The 20861-nt window shown below is 60.1% G+C and carries 18 protein-coding genes and 1 pseudogene; 12 read left to right on the top strand and 7 right to left on the bottom strand.

Annotated elements, in window-relative coordinates; all coding sequences use genetic code 11:
- Positions 1-440: 440 nt before the first annotated feature.
- The gene (gene gmd, locus NKI22_RS21635) at positions 441-1511 is read right to left on the bottom strand and encodes a GDP-mannose 4,6-dehydratase (protein ID WP_352895865.1); all 1071 of its coding nucleotides are present in this window, start codon (positions 1509-1511) and stop codon (positions 441-443) included.
- A 683-nt stretch (positions 1512-2194) separates the two neighbouring features.
- Entirely contained in the window at positions 2195-2566 is a 372-nt protein-coding gene (locus tag NKI22_RS21630; RefSeq protein ID WP_352895862.1) for a hypothetical protein, read from the bottom strand.
- Positions 2567-3361: 795 nt separating this feature from the next.
- Here NKI22_RS21630 and NKI22_RS21625 point away from each other — a divergent pair.
- Together NKI22_RS21625 and NKI22_RS21620 are read left to right on the top strand one after the other, a co-directional pair.
- Positions 3362-4351 (top strand): nodulation protein NodZ, encoded by a 990-nt coding sequence (locus NKI22_RS21625; RefSeq protein ID WP_352958848.1) that lies wholly within the window; start codon positions 3362-3364, stop codon positions 4349-4351.
- A gap of 371 nt (positions 4352-4722) precedes the next feature.
- Positions 4723-6138, top strand: coding sequence for a mannose-1-phosphate guanylyltransferase/mannose-6-phosphate isomerase (locus tag NKI22_RS21620; RefSeq protein ID WP_352958846.1), 1416 nt, complete (start codon positions 4723-4725; stop codon positions 6136-6138).
- 265 nt (positions 6139-6403) lie between these two features.
- Here the strand turns inward: NKI22_RS21620 and NKI22_RS21615 are convergent, their stop codons facing one another.
- Entirely contained in the window at positions 6404-6901 is a 498-nt protein-coding gene (locus tag NKI22_RS21615) for a hypothetical protein (RefSeq protein WP_352958844.1), read from the bottom strand.
- A 199-nt stretch (positions 6902-7100) separates the two neighbouring features.
- Positions 7101-7940, bottom strand: coding sequence for a helix-turn-helix transcriptional regulator (locus NKI22_RS21610; protein WP_352483196.1), 840 nt, complete (start codon positions 7938-7940; stop codon positions 7101-7103).
- Between the two features lie 148 nt (positions 7941-8088).
- Between NKI22_RS21610 and NKI22_RS21605 the strand changes: the two genes are divergently transcribed.
- Together NKI22_RS21605 and NKI22_RS21600 are read left to right on the top strand one after the other, a co-directional pair.
- Positions 8089-9147 carry a sugar phosphate isomerase/epimerase family protein gene (locus tag NKI22_RS21605; protein ID WP_352815124.1) on the top strand — a complete coding sequence of 353 codons (1059 nt, stop codon included), beginning with the start codon at positions 8089-8091 and terminating at the stop codon, positions 9145-9147.
- Between the two features lie 9 nt (positions 9148-9156).
- Complete coding sequence (locus tag NKI22_RS21600) at positions 9157-10038, top strand: alpha/beta fold hydrolase (protein ID WP_352815126.1); 882 nt, start codon at positions 9157-9159, stop codon at positions 10036-10038.
- Between the two features lie 114 nt (positions 10039-10152).
- Here NKI22_RS21600 and NKI22_RS21595 read toward each other — a convergent pair.
- Together NKI22_RS21595 and NKI22_RS21590 are read right to left on the bottom strand one after the other, a co-directional pair.
- Positions 10153-10356, bottom strand: a pseudogene (locus NKI22_RS21595) (FAD-dependent oxidoreductase); the annotation flags it as partial.
- A gap of 61 nt (positions 10357-10417) precedes the next feature.
- The gene (locus tag NKI22_RS21590) at positions 10418-11230 is read right to left on the bottom strand and encodes a class I SAM-dependent methyltransferase (RefSeq protein ID WP_352815128.1); all 813 of its coding nucleotides are present in this window, start codon (positions 11228-11230) and stop codon (positions 10418-10420) included.
- Between the two features lie 143 nt (positions 11231-11373).
- On the opposite strand from NKI22_RS21590, the gene NKI22_RS21585 reads away from it, so the two are divergent.
- Genes NKI22_RS21585 through NKI22_RS21575 form a run of 3 tightly spaced genes read left to right on the top strand, consistent with a single transcriptional unit; the run spans position 11374 to position 14385 of the window.
- Complete coding sequence (locus NKI22_RS21585; RefSeq protein WP_352483218.1) at positions 11374-12483, top strand: ABC transporter substrate-binding protein; 1110 nt, start codon at positions 11374-11376, stop codon at positions 12481-12483.
- Positions 12473-13552: a FecCD family ABC transporter permease gene (locus tag NKI22_RS21580; RefSeq protein WP_352815130.1), complete on the top strand. Its 1080-nt coding sequence runs from the start codon at positions 12473-12475 to the stop codon at positions 13550-13552. Before NKI22_RS21585 ends, NKI22_RS21580 begins: the two co-directional genes overlap by 11 nt.
- Positions 13546-14385 (top strand): ABC transporter ATP-binding protein, encoded by an 840-nt coding sequence (locus NKI22_RS21575; RefSeq protein WP_352958841.1) that lies wholly within the window; start codon positions 13546-13548, stop codon positions 14383-14385. Before NKI22_RS21580 ends, NKI22_RS21575 begins: the two co-directional genes overlap by 7 nt.
- A gap of 90 nt (positions 14386-14475) precedes the next feature.
- Here the strand turns inward: NKI22_RS21575 and NKI22_RS21570 are convergent, their stop codons facing one another.
- Complete coding sequence (locus NKI22_RS21570) at positions 14476-15354, bottom strand: GNAT family N-acetyltransferase (RefSeq protein ID WP_352815134.1); 879 nt, start codon at positions 15352-15354, stop codon at positions 14476-14478.
- 238 nt (positions 15355-15592) lie between these two features.
- On the opposite strand from NKI22_RS21570, the gene argE reads away from it, so the two are divergent.
- The 5 genes from argE (at position 15593) to NKI22_RS21545 (ending at position 20740) form a co-directional block, all read left to right on the top strand.
- Positions 15593-16717: an acetylornithine deacetylase gene (gene argE / locus NKI22_RS21565; protein ID WP_352483201.1), complete on the top strand. Its 1125-nt coding sequence runs from the start codon at positions 15593-15595 to the stop codon at positions 16715-16717.
- A 17-nt stretch (positions 16718-16734) separates the two neighbouring features.
- Entirely contained in the window at positions 16735-17658 is a 924-nt protein-coding gene (locus NKI22_RS21560; protein WP_352483202.1) for a 2-hydroxyacid dehydrogenase, read from the top strand.
- Positions 17659-17672: 14 nt separating this feature from the next.
- Positions 17673-18029, top strand: a complete 357-nt coding sequence (locus NKI22_RS21555; protein WP_023718603.1) for a cupin domain-containing protein — start codon at positions 17673-17675, stop codon at positions 18027-18029.
- 173 nt (positions 18030-18202) lie between these two features.
- On the top strand, positions 18203-19246 hold the full coding sequence (locus NKI22_RS21550; protein ID WP_352815136.1) for a tartrate dehydrogenase: 1044 nt from the start codon (positions 18203-18205) through the stop codon (positions 19244-19246).
- A gap of 18 nt (positions 19247-19264) precedes the next feature.
- A complete protein-coding gene (locus tag NKI22_RS21545; RefSeq protein WP_352483203.1) occupies positions 19265-20740 on the top strand; it encodes an NAD-dependent succinate-semialdehyde dehydrogenase in 1476 nt (491 codons plus the stop codon).
- The last annotated feature ends 121 nt before the right edge of the window (positions 20741-20861 follow it).

Raw genomic sequence — 20861 nt, 5'->3', positions numbered from 1 at the left:
CGGCCGACGTGGGAAGCGGTCGTTGGTCTCGTCCCAACGAGCAAGTAGCGCCCCTAAGCTGACTCGCCGGCGGACAGGGAGCGGTTGGCCGTGCCGCCCGGGTCGGTTACGAGGCTAGAGCCAGAACGGGTCCCAGGCGTCAGCTCGTGGATGTGCTCCGGCCGTCCAACTCCAGTCGGGCTACGCCCTGCCTGCGTTCCAACCCGCCAGCATTCTCATTTTAATTGACGCAACGCTCACAGCTTCATTGTCGCGCCGCAGGTTCCGCTGTGGACCAATCAACTACAGACTGCCGGTTGGTTATGGGTCGGTAACGGAACTACCGCTTTCCGCGGCAACAACTTTGCAGTCTTCAGACGCCGAGGCGGCGTACAACAGCGCTACCCACCATACCCTTGTTGCCCGCGACCCACTACGGCTTTTTCCCTTCAGATCGTACATTATGCTTCCTTCATTATTACCGATGTCTGCATGACCTTGAGGTCTTCCCGCACCATTTCCGCGGCGAGCTCGCGCACGGATGTCTCATGCATCCAGCCGAGCTTCTCCTTCGCCTTGGTGGCGTCGCCCAGGAGAAGATCGACTTCCGTGGGGCGGAAGTAGCGTGGGTCTACTTGGACCAGGCATCTGCCGGTCTCGACATCATAGCCCTTTTCGTCGACTCCCTCACCACGCCATTCGAGCTCGACGCCGACATCTTCGAAAACCCATTCGACGAATTGGCGGACAGGGGTCGTCTTGCCCGTCGCCAGCACGTAATCATCCGGTTGATCCTGCTGCATCATCATCCACATACCACGCACGTACTCACGCGCATGGCCCCAATCGCGTTGAGCATCGAGATTGCCGAGATAAAGCTTGTCCTGCTTGCCGAGGTAGATAGCAGCGGCGGCGCGGGTGATCTTGCGCGTCACAAAAGTTTCGCCGCGCAGTGGGCTTTCATGATTAAAGAGAATGCCGTTGGAAGCGTGGATACCATAGCCCTCGCGATAGTTGACCACGATCCAGTAGGCGTAGAGCTTGGCGGCGGCGTAAGGGCTGCGCGGATAAAAGGGCGTTGTTTCGTTCTGCGGTACGGATTGCACGAGGCCGTAGAGCTCTGAAGTCGAGGCCTGATAGAAGCGGGTCTTGTCCTTCAGACCGAGGAGGCGGATCGCCTCAAGAAGTCGCAATGTTCCGATACCGTCGGCGTTTGCTGTGTATTCCGGCGTTTCGAACGACACCTGGACATGGCTCTGAGCGGCCAAGTTGTAAATCTCGTCTGGCTGGGATTCCTGAACTACTCGGATGAGATTGGTCGCATCAGTGAGGTCACCGTAATGCAAAATTAGGCGCGGATCGGGATCGTGCGGGTCTTGGTAGATGTCTTCGATGCGACCCGTGTTGAAGGAAGAGGAACGTCGCTTAATCCCATGAACGATGTAGCCTTTTTCCAGCAGAAGACGGGTGAGATAGGCACCATCCTGTCCCGTTATGCCCGTAACCAGAGCAACTTTCCTGTTCTCGCCCATTTTCTTCCTGCTCTATTATAGTTGAAGTTTCGAATCTGGCTCGCCACACCGCCAGCAAACTGCGGCCCGCCCCATAGCCTATGGTAGGACTTCGACAGATGCGGTACGGAGCTCGTCATTGACAGTGTCAGCCGGCGAGCACACCTGCTCCTGCTTCGAGGCATAGCAAAACAGAGTCTCGCCGCTAACCTGCCTAAGTCGCACATGCGGGCTGCTTTGCGCTAACCAGGTAATCTTTGCCTGCTTCAGCGTCTTCTAATGGAAATTGTTTTGATCCGTGAAATCGATTGTTTGGATGAGGTGCATCCATAAAGTGGATTGTTTGACAGCGCAGCGCGGCACCATCGGCGGCACAACCGTGGGTGCTAGGTTTCCCTCCGCGCGAAGACAAAGTTCGTGTCAGTGGGCGGCTTCGGGCGAACCGCACATCTGAGACGGCGGCGAAAAGCGCGGGTAAGGCATTTCGTATTGACCTCCATGAATTTCGGGCGGCGAGCCGGAAAACGGTGGCTGGGCTTCAACGAGCTTCAACGATGGGGGACGAAGCGACCATCAAACTGTGTTTCATATGTAGGCGATTCGCAGTGCGGCGGATTTGAACGGCTGCCTTTGCCAGCCCTCGCCATCGCATCCGGCGAAGGTCGTAGCTTCGTTTCCAGGTACCGAAGATCTTCTCGATCCGACTACAAATTCTGTGGATCGGTGGTTCCAGGCGTCGAGCTTTCGGCCTCGTCGCGCCCCCACATAGCGGTTGCGATGATGCGCGGCCTTCCACGCTTGGCGCGCACCGCGTCGCCGAGATGATTGCCTGGGTAGGCGCTGTCGGCAAACCCTTCGCCGGGATTGTCGGGCAGAGCATCAGGAACGGCGTTGCCGTCCTCGGTGTGGGCGCCGTGACGGCGATCTCCTCGACAAGGGCCGTATCGGCGTAGGCACCGAAATGGGCTTTGAAGCAATGAAACGCTGGTCGGCCCTTGTGCTTGACCCTGGCCCTCTTCATCGTCTTCGCTGGCCGAGGCGATGATCGCCGCATCGACAAGCGTGCCGATCTTCACCTGGATCGCTGAACTGGCGGGTGATCTCGGCGAACAACAGGGTCATGAACCTCAAGGGCCTTTCGAAAACGGACGAAAGCGGGTTCGCACAGGTGTCGGCTCCGACACCCAGAACCAGCAGAACCGTCGGAACGATCCTCCACATGGTTGCAGACGCCAAAATTCCTCTCTCGGCCGTCGTCGCACAGCATCGCGTGCCAGTCGCTCAGTCCAGCCGGATCGAAAGCTATCCGGCAGGAGTTGCGCCATGTTGGCGCACTTGAAAGCGTCAGAGGGCGCCGTGTCGCATCTTTCGATGGGACCGGACGCCATGATGGCCATAAATGACGTGGATGGCCTGCGCCTGACATTCGACGGCTGGCGGGTCCTGCACATCCGTCCTTCAGGAAACGCCCCGCAAATGCCATGTTAGGTTGAGGCAGTTAAGAATTGGACTTGAAAAAGGGACTTTGTGGACTGCCTCGACCGGCTGTTTCGCTTAGCAAGGCGCGGCCCCACGTCAGCAGAGCTCATCGTCAAGGAACGCCTTAGTATCCAACACATGGATGGGCCACATCCACGCAATCAATTTTACACATGTCGCCGGGCGCATTAGAGAACGCTGAATTTAAACCGGAGCGAGTGTACCGGCGTCAAGATTTGCGAGCGTCACAGAGATAAGGATAGGCAGTGCTGACGGAGCTCTCTGCCCCACGGCGCAGCCTCTACCAAATCGCCCGGCGTAACGGTCGACTAGTATCGATTAAGAGATCCCAAGTCAGATGCAACCTCGTCTCTGAAACGAGATTTCCGAAAATGCAGGTCAGTGGATTGGTAGAGCGCCGGTTCGTCGTCTCTCAGAGGCGTACGGGGTTCGGTGATTGTCTGTGGTCGCTGGCGGCCGCTTGGCGCTACGCTCAGCGGTCGGGACGAACGCTCGCCGTCGACTGGCGCGGGTCCTGCTATCTCGACCAACCCTTCACAAATGCCTTTCCGGTGTTCTTCCAACCGATCAATGACATCGCTGGCGTACCGGCTATTTGCGACGACCGGATCAACGACTTTTCCTTCCCGGGTCCCTTCTTCCCGGAGTGGTGGAATAAGCCAGCGATCGACTGCCTTTACCGCCCAGATGAGCAGATTTTCCAAGAGCGCGACGCGTTGGGCGAGCTCTTTCAGGCCGAACACGATGTCGAAGCGAACACAGTAGTGTGTGACGCTTGTTTGATGTGGCGCTGCGATGAGGATGCCGAGCGGCAGGTCTTCCAGAGTGTCAAGCCTCGGTCTGAAATTCAAACACGCATAGATGCCATTTACCAAGAATGTTTTGAGGGGCACAGCATCATCGGGGTTCATGTTCGACATGGTAACGGTGAAGACATCATGGACCATGCGCCCTACTGGGCCGATCCGGAGTTCGCCGTTCGACAAGTGTGCACTGCGGTTGATAAGGCTAAAGCGTTACCGCACCCCAAGCCTGTGCGGCTGTTCTTGTGCACGGACAGCGCGCAGATCCTGGATCACCTGTCGGCCAGGTTTCCCGATCTTCTCACCGTCCCCAAGCGTTTCCGATCCGATCAAGATGGCCCCTTGCACACTGCAGCACTCGGGATTGACGGCGGAATTTCCGCCCTCGTTGAGATGTATCTTCTCGGGCGCTGCGATACCGTAATTCGGTTTCCTCCGACGAGCGCCTTTACACGATATGCACGCCTTTTCGTACCGCGGGTAATTGAGTTCAATCTGAAGGACCCAAGTCGTTTGATTTTGATAGAAGGCAGCCAAAGAATCTCTCATCTTGATTAGGACCCGCTATCTGGACAATTCGGCAGATGCAACGAACAGGCATAGAGACATCGACCGCAGTCCACGAGAGGCGGGCCATGGCATACGCTAAATGTCCCGCAGCTGCTCAGCTTGATCCGCAGGCTCGAGGATCCGGACACACTGCAGCAGTTCTTGGCTCCATTCGGGACTGTTGCCGACGTCGATGAAAACCGACGGCCTTAGGGCACGAATACAGAATGACGAGATCATTCATCTGCGGCCGTCCGGCAACGCGCCAGAACTTCGCTGTTACTCGGAGCGCCGCAAGACCATCCCAGAGCGACGGCGGTCGTGACGCTGACGCTAAGGGCGCGGGCAATGACGTCCAGAGACGAAATCGAGGTTGTTTAATGAAAGTGGTTCCTGTCATTATCAGCGGTGGAGCCGGATCGCGGCTATGGCCCGCTTCGAGGCAATCGCACCCCAAACCTTTCCTCAAAGTAGCCGATGGACATTCTCTCATTCAGCACACTGTGCTGCGCGCCGCTTCGATAGAGGGCGTAGTGGAACTCGTCGGTGTGATATCCGGCGAACACCTCTTCGTTACGAAGGACGACTTTGACGAACTGGATTCCGTGGTCCTGCCGCGCACCTTTCTGCTCGAGCCTGAAGGCCGCGATACGACCGCCGCCGTGGCGGCAGCCGCCATTCATGCCCGGGCAACGCAAGGCACTGACGCAATTCTATGCGTCTTCCCGGCCGATCACATGGTTGGAAACCTGCCTGCATTTTTAGACGTCATGGGCCGGGCCATCGAACATGCGAAGCTCGGGCGGATCGCCACATTGGGCATCACCCCAACCAGACCGGACACCGCATTCGGCTATATCGAAGCGGATGGTGAGAAAGTCGTCCGTTTCGTTGAAAAACCGGATCTGGACACAGCCAAAGCCTATGTCGCGTCCAAGCGCTTCTTCTGGAATGCCGGCATTTTCTGCTTTAGCGCACAAACCATGCTCGACGAGATGGCATCGCATTGCCCCGCGGTGATCCAGGCCGTCTCCGACAGCTACGAGAACGGCCGGTTCAGTCAAGGCGATGGCTTTGCCAAAATCGAACTCGCGCCTGAGCATTTCGGCTCCGCGCCGCGAATCTCGCTCGACCACGCTGTCATGGAGAAGACGAATAAACTTGCCGTGGTTCCCTGCGACATGGGTTGGAACGACATTGGATCCTGGAACGCAATGGCCGATTTGATCGTCCCCGACGAAAGCGGGAACAGGATCCGCGGCGATGTTCACATGGTCGACACGACCGGCAGCTACGTGAGCTCCGACAAGCGCGTCATCGGAACGGTCGGCGTCAGCGATCTGGTGATCGTGGATTCCCCGGATGCTTTGCTCGTCGCATCCCGCGACCGCGTTCAGGACGTTAAGAAGCTGTTCGAGGGCCTCAAGGCTTCCGGACATGAAGCTCATCTGGTCCCTAGCACCGTACACCGGCCATGGGGTACTTATACGGTTCTAGAGGAAGGCGAGCGCTTCAAGATCAAACGCATCGAGGTGAAGCCCGGTAGACGTTTGAGCCTGCAAATGCACTACCATCGCTCCGAGCACTGGGTGGTGGTCAGCGGGTCTGCGAAAATAGTCAACGGCGACCGGGAGCTGTTCCTGGCGACCAACGAGTCGACCTACATCCCTTGCGGCCATACGCATCGGCTGGAAAACCCTGGCAGAATCGACCTTGTGATCATTGAAGTGCAGAGCGGCGACTATCTCGGCGAGGATGATATCGTGCGCTTCGACGACGTTTATGGTCGGACGTAGATTTCACCTGCGCATGACGAGAACGGTCAACGTGTCGCTGGCTAATTGCCACTAGGAAGGCTGAACGCTCATTCAGGAACGACGCTTGTGGAATCGGAAATTGACCGAGGCAGATTGGCAGCGGGTGCAACGGGAGGCGGTGACGCTAACTTGGCAGAACTAGTCTTGGTCTAGGATGAAACTGCAATGCCAATCGCCAATTCGAACGTCTCGAAATGGTGCATCATTCCTGCTCAGGCCCCGAAACTCTTGAGCTAGGCGGATGTCACTCGTTCGTGGGCGAATGAACGCAATCGGCATCAGAAGGTGGGACAAAATAACCGGAAAACATTGGAAAGCATAGTAACGCAACACAGTCCCACTGTCGAATAAGCCTTTGACATTTCTGACTTTCCAAGCACCCTCCGGGCCCACCAAAGTCCATAATGGTGCCGACACGCTCGTCGTCGCGCCAGATCACCTCATTGCCGATCAGAATTGGCGCGCTATCGGCGCCGCCAAGAGAGAGAACTGAAGCAGGCGCGAGCGCGGCGCCTTGCCTCGCTGGGGCCTCCACGATATGGCGCCCTATGAAATCGTCTGGCTTGCTCCAACCGACAGCCAAGCCCAGGCCGGCCTCGATTGGGGTGTCCTCGGCGCCGATATCGATGCCCATAAGACGATAACCGCGCTCCAAGCGGCATGCGGCGACGGCATGAAGGCCGGCATAGCGGAGAGCGAATTGGTCGCCTGCCGATACGAGCAAGTCGTGCAGTAGCCGCACATCTCACATGGCCCTATACGTGGATCCCCCTCTGCGAGAGGCAGGGTCTCGGGATCCAATGCGGCAATGCGCTCCAGCGAGGGCAGCGCCAGAGCCGTCCCCGCGATGTCCTGGACAATTCCTCCCAGATCGCGAATTCGCCCTTCCCGATCCAGCAGTCCGGGACGTTCGGCGCCGGCAGGCCCGTAGCGAAGCAGTTTCATGCATGTGTCTCGATTGTCACTCGTTTCTTACTGGAAATCGCTTGCCGCATTGCGCGGCGGTACTGCTTCGGCGCTACGCCGGTTTGCTGGCGGAAGAATCGTGAAAAATTCCCTTGGGCATCGAAGCCCAGATCGCCGGCTAGCCGGGTGAGGTTCGTTCCTTGCTGTCTCATGATCGAAATAGCGTGCTCGATGCGCAAGGTGTTCCAGTACGTACCTGGTGTGAGATCCATGTGGTCGCGGAACATCGAAAAGAAACGGGCCCGCGACATCCCGGCGTGGCGAGCGATCTCGTTAAGCGAATGCTCGCGGGCGATATCGCCCTGCATCAAGCGGATGGCCTTTGACAGGCGAAAATCGAGCGGGGGCCTTCCGTCGGCACTGTCTCGTCCGCCCTTCGCGGCGCCAAGCAAGCCGAGCAGCAGTGCTTCCATACGTGCGTCGATCTGGAGACCGTTGCCGCCGGCGAGGTCGCGCCCAATCCCGGCGGCAAGGGCCTGGCTTGTCCGGTCGAGCTTCAGTTCGACCGTCGTAAAACGGCTCGTCGGATCGGCCCCAGCGAGAATGGTCCCCAGCCAGCGCCGGTCAAGATAGAATGACAGCGTCTTAGCGCGGCCTCCCTGAGGTAGCGAGACGCTATGAGATACAAACGGCGCGATGAGCGTAGCCCGATCTTGATCGAACCCGCCGCGTTTCGACGCTACACTTAGCTCGACCGGGTCCCCTTCGAGCCAGACGCTGAGATTGGCCATCGAGTGCGCGTGCTCGGCTAGCGGATCCGAAAGCTCCAATACGCTCACATGGCCGAACGAGCCGTAGTGAAGCTCATAGATCAAGGACACGGCTTCCTCCCAAAGCGTGACCAATTGCTTCGCAATCAATCTATTCGTCTATTCTTGAGCGAGCGACCAATAATAGGATTGACTCGGCAGCGCAAGTGATTGTTTATCGATCGACAAACAAAGTGCACGAGGAGACCATGATATGAACACGATGAAGGGGCCTGGCCTGATGCTCGCCCAATTCAGTGCCGATGCCGCACCATTCAACAGCCTCGAGGGCATTGCCGACTGGTGCGCCAATCTCGGCTTCAAGGGTGTCCAAATACCGGCTTGGGATCGGAGGCTGTTCGACGTGGAAAAGGCGGCGGAAAGCCAGGCCTATTGCGACGACATCAAGGGTATGCTCGCTGAGCGTGGCATCGTCATCACGGAACTCGCGACCCATCTTTTTGGGCAACTCGTCGCCGTGCACCCGGCCTATGACGCGATGTGCGACGGCTTTGCCCCAGAAGCTCTGCGCGGGAAGCCCAACGAGCGAAGCGCGTGGGCCGTGCAGCAGGTGAACCTAGCGGCAAGGGCTTCGAGGAGGCTCGGGCTTAGCGCGATGGGAACATTCTCGGGAGCGCTACTGTGGCCCTATTTTTTCCCTTTTCCTCAGCGTCCGGAAGGGATCGTAGACATTGCATTCGAAGAATTGGCGAAGCGATGGTTGCCAATCCTGGAGGCTTGCGAGGAATCAGGCATCGACCTCTGCTACGAAATTCACCCGAGCGAAGACCTGCATGACGGCGAAACCTTCGAAATGTTCCTCGGTAAGGTCGGAGGCCATCGGCGCTGCAACATCCTCTACGATCCGAGCCACCTGCTGCTGCAACAACTGAAATACCTGGACTACATCGACATTTACCACGAGCGCATCCGGATGTTTCACGTCAAGGACGCGGAGTTCAATCCGACCGGTCGACAAGGCGTCTACGGCGGATATCGGGGCTGGACTGACCGGGCGGGCCGCTTCCGCTCGCTGGGAGATGGCCAGGTCGCGTTCCGACCGATCTTCTCAAAACTCGCGCAATACGGGTTCGAAGGCTGGGCGGTTCTGGAATGGGAATGCTGCCTGAAGAATCAGGAAGATGGAGCTGCCGAAGGTGCTGCGTTCATCCGTGACCACATCATCAGGGTCACCGACAAGGTCTTCGACGACTTCGCCGGAACGGGTGCCGATCGGGATGCCAATCGCCGGATGCTCGGGCTGGGCGTGTAGGAGGAAGTCATGCAACGCACAACTGTAGAGAATGACTCTGAGGCCGGCTTCGTTCAGGGCTACAGCGAGGTCGGCGACGTTCGCCTGCACCATGTTTCGGTCGGCGATGGACTGCCGGTCCTGCTCATCCCCGGCTGGCCCCAGACCTGGTATGTCTGGCGGCATGTCATGAAAGGCCTCGCCGAGGCGGGTTTCAAGGCTATCGCGGTCGATCCCCGCGGCATCGGGCAGTCGAGCCGGCCGGCTCGAGGATATGATACCGCGACCGCAGCGGCGGATCTGCACGGCTTGATGCGTTTGCTCGGATATGCGCGGTTTCAGGTCGTTGGCCACGACATCGGCAAGTGGATCGGCTACGCGCTCGCAGCCGATTTCCCGGATGCGGTGGAGCGCGTCGCTCTCATGGATGCGAGCATTCCGGGGATCGCCCCAAATGCCGAAATCTTCGGCCCTGTCGAGAAACTCAAGTTCCGCTGGCATTTCATGTTCAACCAGCTCTCTGACCTCCCAGAGATGCTGATCCAGGGTCGCGAGGCGCAATATCTCACCTGGATGTTCGAACAGTGGTCGGTTCAGCGCGAGGCGGTCGCGGTTGACACCTACATCGCCGCCTATTCAAGCCCGGGCGCCCTCAGGGCGGGCTTTTCATACTATCGAGCTATCCCGGAAACGATCGCCCAGAACACGGAGCGCCGGAAAACTCGACTGAAGATGCCGGTTCTGGCGATGGGCGGGGAGTTTTCCGCCGGCGACGGATCGCGCGCGATCCTCGTCGACGTGACAGAACAACTGCGCGGCGTCGTCGTGAAAGGTAGTGGCCACATCGTTCCGGAAGAGGCGCCGGAAGCCGTGCTTCGCGATCTTGTTCCATTCCTTGCGGGTACCGACTGAAATCTTGGGAATCTCTTTGGAGTCCCTTGAGGCCGGTCAAGAGCGAGAGGTGCCGATACGATGAATCCTTCTGTTGGCCGTGTCGGTCGGCCATATTGGGGCCTCTCGATGGAATCAAGTTAGCATGTCCTTTAGCCGATAATAGGTGCCTACCATCGGCAGGAACCACGGCCTGCCGGTATGCAGCGGGACTGCATTCCAGTGCATGCCATCGATTGGATTGGTATCCGTGCGGCCCATTGCAATGTCTGCTAAAACACTTCCGATCAGCGTCGATAATTGCGCGCCATGCCCCGAATAGCCCATGCCGTAGATCAGGCGGCACCGAGTAGCTGGGGGCTGGCGCCACCGGCCTCCGGAGCACGATGCCCGATGCTGGTCAGCATGTCGGCGAACCCATGCGCAAGGCCGGCTTCGTCACGCAGATCGCGTAGCGATGTTGCATCGACCGTTCCAGGACCTTGAGGAAGTTCATGTGCCGCGCCTGCGCGCGATGAATCGCGCCGAGCCGGGTGTCGACCACAGGTATTTCGAAGCCAGCCTCGACGAGAAGCGCGCAGACCTCGTCCGCTTTGGCGCCGTGCGAAAAGTGGAGCCGTGACAGGATGCTGCGATGGCGGCCCACCATCGCCTGATCCACTCCGTGGACTGGCCCGACTGTCCGGCCAACAGCCCTTTCCAGGACTTGTCGCAGAGGGGTAACCCAGGTCCTACTGACGAAATCACCATCAATGATCAGCAGCCGTCCGCCAGGCTTGAGCAGCGAGAACCATTCGGCGAACGCCGCTCGCGGATCCACCAACGTCCAGACGAGATGACGGGTGACGAGGACGTCGTAGCTTTCTCCTTTTTCAAGGGTGCGCTCGGCGTCGCCGATCAGAAACCGGATGCCGCTTTCCCTCTGCGTCGCCTTTGCACGCGCGCGGGCAAGCATGGCCTCTGACCAATCGAGCCCGGTCACGGCATAACCCAGGTCGTGCATGAGATGGGATACAACCCCGGTGCCGCAAGCGAGGTCGAGCGCGCGACGCCCATCCCCGGGGCCCAAGTGCTTGAGCATCAGCCTGTGCCAGGCCATGCGTTCCCGCTGTGAGAAGATTTCATGCCCCACCGAAAGGTCGAATGTTTCGGCGCGCGTCGACCAATAGTCGCGTATCTCGTCCCGCAGCGAATAATTGGGCTCGCCCGCCATTCCAGACCCCTTGTCGTCGTACCAGTCTGGAATTGCTCTAAAAGATATTTCTTGAGAATTGAAGTCATCTTTTATAAGGCACCTCTGGCTAATCCACTTCAAGAGAGGGCGCGATGAATTTCGGAAAGGTCCCAGCAGGGACGATGGCGGCCGCTATCGTCGCCCTGTCGATGACGCTGGCCGCCAGGGCCGAAATGGTTGCAGTGACTGACATCACGGGCCGCCAGGTCGAGGTGAACGTCCCGGTCGAGAGGGTAATCCTAGGTGAGGGCCGGCAGGTCTATCTCGTCGCGGCGCTCGACACCGAGGACCCGTTCAAGCGCATCGCTGGCTGGCGCGAGGATTTTAGCCAAGCGGATCCGGACAACTACGCCGCCTATCTCGAAAAATTCCCCAGGATGGCGGAGATCCCCACCTTCGGCGGTTTCAAGGACGGCACTTTCGACGTCGAGCAGGCGGTGTCGCTCAAGCCCGACGTCATCCTGATGAACATCGAGTCGAAGCAGGCCACGGAAGACGCCAAATATATCGAGAAGCTCGCCGCCGCCGGCATTCCGTTGGTCTATGTCGATTTCCGCGAGCGTCCCTTTACCAACACCGAACCCAGCACGCGCCTGTTCGGCAAGCTGTTCGGCAAGGAGGAGCGCGCCGAGGAATTCATCACCTGGCGCGCCGCCGAGATCGCGCGCGTTACCGACGTCATCGAGAAGGCCAAGCCGGAAAGGCCCAAGGTCTTCATCGAACGCGCCGGCGGCTATTCGGACGATTGCTGCATGAGCTTCGGCGACGACAATTTCGGCAAGTTCGTCGAGATGGCGGGCGGCGACAACATCGCCAATGACATCATCCCCGGCACGTTCGGCACACTCAATCCCGAACAGATCATCGCCTCCGACCCGGATCAGATCATCGTCACCGGCGGCTCGTGGGAAGCCTATGTGCCGGGCGGTGCCTGGGTCGGCGTCGGCCCCGGCCGTGATGAGGCAGAGGCGCTGCGCAAGCTGAAGGCGCTGACCGAGCGGCCGGCGCTGACCGGCGTGAAGGCCGTCGAGGACGGCGCCGTGCATGCCATCTGGCATCAGTTCTACAACAGCCCCTATCAGTTCGTCGCCATCCAGCAGATGGCGAAGTGGCTGCATCCGGATCTTTTCGCCGATCTCGATCCCGAGGCGACCTTCAGGGAGTTGCAGGAGAAATTCCTGCCCGTCGCATACAGGCCCGGCCACTGGGTCTCGCTGACCGATGTCGATTGAATCGACGGCCATCAGCACCGCGCTCGACAGCACCGATGGACGAGGGCGTTACCGCGCTCTCGTCTGGCGGCGGCAGTTGATCCTTGCCGGCCTCGGCGCTGCCCTGCTCTTCAGCCTGTGCGTCGACCTTGCGGTCGGTCCCGCCCGCTACGGACTTGCCGAGGTCGTGCGGGCGCTTGTGTTTCCCGACACGGTGCCGCAGCAGGTGCGCGTGGTGCTCTGGGACATCCGCATGCCGGTAGCCCTGATGGCCATCGTCGTCGGGGCGGCGCTCGCCGTGGCCGGCGCACAGATGCAGACCATCCTCAACAACCCGCTGGCGAGCCCCTTCACGCTCGGCATATCCGCCGCCGCGAGCTTCGGCGCCGCGCTTGCACTTGCCTTCGGGGTGAGGCTTATCCCCGCCGCAGTCGAATATGTAGTGCCGATCAACGCCTTTGTGATGGCGATGCTGGCGGCCTTCCTCATTCACGTGCTGAGCGTAAAGCGCGGCGTCACCGCGGAGACCATCGTGCTGCTCGGCATCGCGCTGGTTTTCACCTTCAATGCGCTGCTCGCGCTCGTCCAGTTTTTCGCGTCGGCGGAAGCGCTGGCGGCGGTCGTCTTCTGGACAATGGGCAGCCTCACCAAGGCCACCTGGCCCAAGCTTGCAGTCACCACATTCATTCTCCTCGCAGTCTTACCCATTTTCGCCCGGCGCACCTGGGCGCTGACGGCGTTGAGGCTTGGTGAGGACAAGGCGGCCAGCTTCGGCGTCAAGGTCGGCCGCCTGCGGCTTGAGACGCTGATTCTGGTGAGCCTTCTCGCCGCCATCCCCGTTGCCTTCGTCGGCACCATAGGCTTTATCGGACTTGTGGGCCCGCACATCGCGCGCATGGTCATCGGCGAGGACCAACGCTTCTTCCTGCCCGCCTCGGCCCTGTCGGGTGCGCTCATCCTGTCGGCCAGTTCGGTCGTCAGCAAGTCGCTTATCCCGGGGACGGTCTTCCCGATCGGCATCGTCACCTCACTCATTGGCATCCCGTTCTTCATCTCGCTCATCCTGTCTAGCACGAGGCGCTCATGGTGACGATCCGGCTCGAGGCGCTCGGCGCGCGCTACGGCACGAGCCTCCGGCTTCGGGATGTGACGACGCCAGCGTTCGAGGGCGGAGACATCGTGGCGGTGATCGGTCCGAATGCCGCCGGGAAGTCGACGCTCTTCAGGCGCATCGCCGGCCTCCTGCACGGACCGGGAGCAATGCATGTCGAGGGGGCCATTCGCGGGAAGAGCGGCATCTGCTACATGCCACAGGAAACGTCCGCCAACGCGGTGCTCACCGTCTATGAGTCAGTGTTGCTCGCCCGCAAGCAGGGTATGGGCTGGTCTGTGAGCGACGATGATCTGGCTTGCATCGACGAGACCCTGGCGGCGCTCGGCATCGCCGATATCGCTTTCCGCAACATCGGCGAGCTTTCCGGCGGCCAGCGGCAACTCGCCAGCCTGGCACAAACGCTTGTGCGTGAGCCCGAGGTCCTGCTGATGGACGAACCGACATCAGCACTCGATCTGTCGCGGCAGGTGGAAGTGCTCGGTCTCATGCGGGAACTTGCTCAGGCGCGAGGCATGGTCGTGCTGATCGCCCTGCACGACCTCAATCACGCCCTGCGCTTCAGCGATCAGACAATGGTCATCGCGGACGGCCGGCTGGTCGCATGCGGGTCATCGCCGGACGTCATCACATCCGATCTGCTGCGGGACATTTATCACCTCAACGCGCGCATTGAGCCCTGCTCGCGCGGCATCGGCCATGTCATCGTGGATGGCGTGGCGGATGGGCGTCGGACGCTCATAATGCCGGCAGCGGAAACCGAATCCGGGATTAGGAGCAGATTCGAAGCGGCAGCCGTTCCGGCCGCGTGATACGGCAACCGAATTATGCCGGTTGATCGACGCGCGCACTGATCGACCTGATCCTCTGGCCGCTGGTTGAAGGCGACAGTGTGCTTGCATTCAACTCAAGGCGTGGCCGGCCAATCCATAGACCCAAGGCCCATTGTCTTCCCGGTTCAGAAAGCGGTGCCCTTTGGACATGGTCGTAACGGTCTCGGCGATGCCGAGGCCGCACTGCTGGAGAAACGCGGCAAACACGCCATCCTTCTCGCGCGTATCGACGCGGGCGAACCGTCCTGCCAGTTCCTTCAGATGCACGGCTGTGAGATGGACCGCGTCTAGATCGTTGCGCGCGACCATGGGGCCGATCACGTGGCCACGCCCGAACTCGCGACACATGGAATAGCCGACGATCTCGCCGCCACGGCTCAAAGTGCAGATTGAGGCATCGGCCGCGAGCAACGCGAGCAGCCTCTCGCGGTTTGTCCCAAACGCGCGCGTATCCAACGCCGTGATCTCCTTCAGCCTCTCGCTCGATAGCGCCTGCAATTGACCGTCCAGGGCCGGCATTGTTGGGGGTGTCTGTGGGACCTCCCCCTGGCGCATGTATACGATCGCCTCGGTCGTGAAACCGAGTGAGACATAAAGAGGATAGGCAGCATGGGTAGCATTGAGTGCCAAGTTGCGATCGCCGCATTGCTCGAGCACCAAGTCCATGAGCCATCGGCCGCCTCCTTGCGCTTGCGTGCGCGGTGTTGTGATCACTACGCCGATGGTGGCGAAATCGTCCCCGTGGGGAAACCACATCGCGCTCCCGAAAACGCGTCCAATACCATCAACGGCAACAATGCCGCGGCCGGCGCGGCGCAGAAAGTCCCAATCCTTCGGCCGATGAGGCCAGCGGACTGAGATCGACAGCGCGTGCAGTAGCTTGACGTCGACATCATCAATGTCCCGCGCGACCAGTTCGAAGGATTTCAGGCGTACTGATCTCTGCATCTCAGTCGATCCGGTCCTTCAACGAATGCGCAAGGCACGCGGTGCTAAGGCTCCGATTGCCATGTTTGCGACAGGCCTCTTTTGCAGCATCTTTACAGGGGAAAGCCAGCAGGTTTCGCTGGTTTGAGGTGCTTTTTCGCAATCTTCGGCCAAAGCACGGCGCGATTCGGCAGGGAACACTTCTCCATACGGGTAGGCTGGTCGCGACCGGTGATAGTGTGCAAGCAGAGCGACCGCCATGAACGTGGAAGAAATCCTCGCGACTCTGGTTGCATTTCCCTCTGTTGTGGGCACGCCAAACAGCGCGATCGTCGATTGGATCCGCGACTACTGTCAGGCGGCAGGAGCCGAGGTGACAGTTCTCCCCGGACCCGAGGGTGACCGGTCCAACCTCTTCGTCACGATCGGCCCGCGCCAGGCTCGGGGCTATATCATCTCTGGACATATGGATGTCGTGCCGGCCGGCGAGCCGGAATGGAGCTCGGATCCGTTTGTCCTGCGCCGCGAGGGCGGCAGGCTTTACGGCCGCGGCACCACCGACATGAAGGGCTTTCTCGCCTGCGCATTGGCCGTGCTTCCCGAACTTTTGGCGATGAATCTGCGACAGCCAGTTCATCTCGCGTTCTCCTATGACGAAGAGGCGGGTTGCCGTGGCGTGCCGCACCTCTTAGCGGCGTTGCCGAGCTTATGCGAGAAGCCGCTTGGCGCGATTATCGGCGAGCCGAGCCGGATGCAGCCTGTGCGCGCGCACAAGGGGAAGGCGGCCGCACGGCTCGAGGTGATCGGGCGATCCGGCCATTCGTCACGCCCCGATCTCGGACTCAATGCGGTGCACGCCATGGCCGGTGTCATCACGCACGTCGTGGCCTATGGCCAATCCCTCGCCGACGGGCCGTTCGATGATAATTTCGAGCCCCCATATTCTTCCTTGCAGGTGGGCGTCATCGCCGGTGGACAAGCCGTCAACATCATCCCCGACCGTTGCACCGCTGACGTCGAGGTGCGTGCCGTGCCCGGCGTTTCTCCATCCTCCCTGCTTGAGCCGGTCAAGGCCCGGCTTTTCGATCTGCGCGACAGTGGCTTCGATGTGGCGTGGCACGAGTTGAGTTCCTATCCCGCCCTTGCGCCCGCGAATGGGAGGGATCTAGCGGCCGTTATGACGGAGCTGACGGGGCAGGAGCCGCTGACAGCCGTCAGCTTCGGTACGGAGGCCGGGCTTTATCAGCAGGCCGGAATCGATGCGGTCATTTGCGGCCCCGGCGATATCGGCCGTGCCCATCGTGCCGACGAATATATCGAGATCGGTGAACTCGCCGCTTGCCGGAAGATGATCGAGGGGCTCGGCGCGCTTCTTGCGGCCTGAAGGAAGGGGCGGTCACCATGGCGTTTCTTTTCAATTCCGATGCCGCGCGTGCCGCGGTCTTCCGCGAGATATTTGCGCGCCAGATCCCGGATCTGGAATTCCTCCATTCCGGCGATGAAATGGAGCCAGAGAAGGTGCGCTATCTCATTACCTGGACGGTGCCGGACGAGATTTCGCGCTACCGCAATCTGGAAGTGCTGTTTTCCACCGGCGCGGGCGTCGACCAGTTCAAGCAGGACGTGGTGCCAAGCCATGTGAAGCTGGTGCGCATGGTCGAGGATGGCATCATACGCATGATGCAGGAATACGTCGCGCTCGGCGTGTTGGCGCTCCACCGGCAGATGCCCGCCTATCTCGAGCAGCAGAAAAGGTGCCTCTGGCAACCGATTGCCGGTCGACAGGCGGCCGAACGCCGGGTTGGTTTCCTCGGCCTTGGCATGCTGGCCCGCGCGGCTATCGAGCGCTTGAAGCCGTTCCAGTTTCCGCTTGCCGGGTGGAGCCGCAGCGAAAAGCGGATAGAGGACGTCGCCTGTTTTCACGGCAGGGACCAACTCGCGGGCTTTCTGAAGCAAACGGATATTCTCGTCTGCCTGCTCCCGCTCACGGAACAAACGCACGGCATGCTCGATGCAGAGTTCTTCGACTTACTGCCCGTCGGGGCGCAGCTGCTGCATGTCGGCAGAGGTCCGCAACTAGACCAGGCCGCGCTGATCAACGCGCTCGACATCGGTCATGTATCTGCGGCGATGCTTGATGTCACTGATCCAGAACCGCTCCCGGAAGACCATCCGCTCTGGTCGCATCCGAAGGTGATGATAACGCCGCATATCGCCTCGGTGACGCAACCGCATACGGCGGCACAATCCGTCGTGGACAATATCCGGCGCCACCGCGCCGGAGAAGAACTGATCGGCCTCGTCGATCGGACACTCGGCTACTAACCAGGAAACATCACATGTCACTTCTGATCACGATCGACACAGTTCCAGACTTCGCGCCGAAGGAGGCATTACCGGCTCCGGAGCGGCTCATTTCCGGCACTCCATCCTTCAAGACCTGGGCGCAGGATGCCTCAAAAGGTGAGAAAGTTCTGACCGGCGTCTGGGAAGCGACGCCCGGCGAGACGCATTCGATCAAGGGAACTATCTACGAGTTCTGCCACATCGTTTCGGGTCTCGTCGAAATCGAGGAGAAGGGCGGTGAGACCAAGACCTACCGCGCCGGCGACAGTTTCGTGATGAAGCCGGGTTTCGTCGGCGTCTGGCGCACGATCGAGACCGTACGCAAGATCTACGTCAGCGTTTATGACTGAGTTCAGTGCTCAAGGTCCGGCCGAATAGAGCACGCGGCGGTTCCAGAACAATCGGCTTTCCAAGTTCCGCCCGACGCGATTCGACGCCGTCGGGCGGCTCATCCTCGACGGAAAATGCGGCGGACGGTCCACTATTGTTCCGATGACGTTAGTGCGAACGAGGACCTCCATCAATGAAGACCTACAAGATAGCGCTCATCCCCGGCGACGGCATCGGCAAGGACGTGACGCAGGCGGCGTGGCAGGTGCTGCAGGCGGCGGCCAAGCGGGGCGGTTTCGCCCTTGCCGCCACAAGATTCCCATGGTCGTGCGCCTACTACCTGGAGACCGGTGCAATGATGCCGTCAGACGGCATCGAGACACTTCGAAAATTCGATGCGATCTATCTCGGCGCTGTGGGCTGGTCGGCGGAAGTGCCCGACTCAGTATCGCTTCACGGACTGCTCCTGCCGATCCGGAAAGGGTTCACGCAGTACGCCAACATACGACCGCACCGGCTGTTGCCGGGCGTTCAGGGGCCGCTCCGCTCCGATGGTTTCGACATCCTGTGCATCCGCGAGAATACGGAAGGCGAATATTCCGGCGCCGGCGGGCGCGTCCATTCCGGCACAGCCAATGAGGTCGCGATTGAGACAGCAATCTTCACGCGTGCGGGTGTCGAACGGATCATGCGTTTCGGTTTCGAACAGGCGCGGGCGCGCCGCAAGAAGCTGGCATCTGTCACCAAATCCAACGCGCAGAAACATTCCATGGTTTTCTGGGATGAGGTCACGCGCGAGATAGCGAAAGACTATTCCGATGTAGAGGTCTCGCACTACCACATCGACGCCATGGCTGCCCGCATGGTGCTGGCGCCGGAAAGCCTCGACGTAATCGTCGCCTCGAACCTGTTTGGCGACATCCTCACTGATATTGGAGCGGCCATCCAGGGCGGGCTGGGTTATGCCGCCTCTGCCAATATCAATCCCGATCGCAGCGCGCCTTCCATGTTCGAGCCGGTCCATGGTTCGGCGCCCGACATCGCGCATCTCGGCGTCGCCAATCCGATCGCCGCGATCTGGTCCGGTGCGATGATGCTCGGGCATCTGGGTGAGGGGCAGGCTGCGGCAGAAGTGATGTCGGCGATCGAGTCCGCAACCGCGCGGGGGATTGGCACGATCGCAGGCAAGGACAGGACTGAAACAATCACGCAGGCCGTGCTGGCAGGATTAACCTGAAAGAGCAGAGGAAAGACCATGAATGCGATGACGAAGATTGGTATGTTCAACGATTCCGACCTTTTCCGCCAGCAGGCGCTGATTGGCGGTGTCTGGTGGGATGCGGAAACGAAGGGCGTGGTCGATGTCATTGACCCTGCCAGCCAAAGTGTTCTCGGCACCGTTCCCGAAATGGCGGAGAACGAAACGAGAGCCGCAATCGACGCTGCGGCTGAGGCCTTCAAAGGCTGGAAGAAAAGGACCCATGCCGAGCGTGCAGGATTTCTGGAGCGCTGGCACGACCTCATCCGCCAGCACGAACAGGATCTCGCGCTCCTGCTGACGCTGGAACAAGGCAAGCCGCTTGCCGAGGCGTTGGCGGAAATCCGCTACGGCGCATCTTTTGTGAAATGGTTTGCGGAGGAGGCGCGCCGGATCGGTGGCTCGACCATTCCGTCACCCACGGCCGATCGCCGCATTCTGGTGCTGAAAGAACCCGTCGGCGTCTGCGCCATCATCACGCCGTGGAATTTCCCCAACGCGATGATCACGCGCAAAGTAGCACCGGCGCTGGCCGCAGGTTGCACGGTTGTCATCAAGCCGTCGGAATTTACGCCATTCTCGGCGCTCGCGCTCGGCGTCCTGGCGGACCGAGCCGGCATCCCGGCAGGCGTTATCAACATCGTAACCGGCATGCCGGCGGAGATCGGCAAAGAGCTGATGGCCAACGAGACGGTGCGCAAGATCTCGTTCACCGGTTCGACCCGCGTCGGTGCGCTGCTCATGCGTGGCGCGGCCGATAGCATCAAGCGGCTGAGCCTGGAGCTTGGCGGCAACGCGCCCTTCATCGTCTTTGACGACGCCGATCTGGATAAGGCAATTGAAGGGGTGATCGCATCCAAGTTCCGCAATGGCGGTCAAACCTGCGTTTGCGCGAACCGGATTCTCGTGCAGGAAGGCGTTTACGCCGCTTTCGCCGAAAAGCTGAGCCAGCGCGTCACGCGGATGAGGGTTGGCGCAGGGACCGACGAGGGCACTGAGATCGGCCCGATGATCAACGCGGCCGCGATCGACAAGATCGAGCGTCACATCGCGGATGCACAGGCGAAAGGTGCGCAGATCATCGCCCAGAGCGAGACGGTGCCGGAGGGCAAGCAATATGCACGGCCCGTCGTGCTGGGAGAGGCTACTACCGAGATGCTCCTGGCATCGGAAGAGACGTTCGGTCCGGTGGCGCCGCTTTTTCGCTTCGAGACGGAGGAAGAGGCCATCGCCATCGCGAACGGTACGCCGTTCGGCCTTGCCGCCTACTTCTACACCGACAACCTCCAACGGTCATGGCGTGTTGCCGAGGCGCTGGAGTTCGGTATGGTCGGGCTCAACACAGGCATGATCTCGACCGAGGTTGCGCCTTTCGGCGGTGTCAAGCAGTCAGGAGTGGGGCGCGAAGGATCGCAGCTCGGCATCGAGGAATATCTCGAGGTCAAGACGCTTCATGTTGGCGGGCTTAACTAGTTATCTTGCAAGCAGGTGGAAACACTTGCAGCCCCTAAAGCGTTGGAACAACAAAGAAAGGGGCGGTGAAAACCGCCCCTTTCTCTATTGCGACCAGTGATTATTAACGTTTTGGGAGCAC

Origin of the sequence: Mesorhizobium sp. M0778 (assembly GCF_040320105.1) — a bacterium.
In the GTDB taxonomy this organism is placed as follows: domain Bacteria; phylum Pseudomonadota; class Alphaproteobacteria; order Rhizobiales; family Rhizobiaceae; genus Mesorhizobium.
Note: the sequence above shows the minus strand (reverse complement) of the source record. Positions and strands in the feature narration are given on the sequence as shown.